The organism is Brucella sp. NBRC 12950, from assembly GCF_030268145.1.
Classification (GTDB): Bacteria; Pseudomonadota; Alphaproteobacteria; order Rhizobiales; family Rhizobiaceae; genus Brucella.
The window spans coordinates 1-255 of record NZ_BSQC01000086.1 but is presented as its reverse complement, the minus strand read 5'-3'; the positions used below and the strand labels follow the sequence as shown (position 1 = coordinate 255).

Genomic DNA, 255 nt, shown 5'->3' with positions numbered 1-255 from the left:
TTTTCACCTTTCCCTCACGGTACTGGTTCGCTATCGGTCATGCACGAGTACTTAGGCTTGGATAGTGGTCTACCCATGTTCAGACAGGATTTCACGTGTCCCGCCCTACTCAAGGACTTAATCTCGTGTTGCGTGTACGGGGCTATCACCCACTCTAGCCAACCTTTCCAGATTGTTCCACTTTACTCAATTAAGCCACTGGCCTGGTCCGCGTTCGCTCGCCACTACTAGCGGAGTCTCGTTTGATGTCCTTTC

Annotated in this window: 1 rRNA gene; it reads right to left on the bottom strand. The window is 51.4% G+C overall.

The window, feature by feature from the left end:
- A 23S ribosomal RNA gene (locus QSJ70_RS27570) occupies positions 1-255 on the bottom strand; the annotation flags it as partial.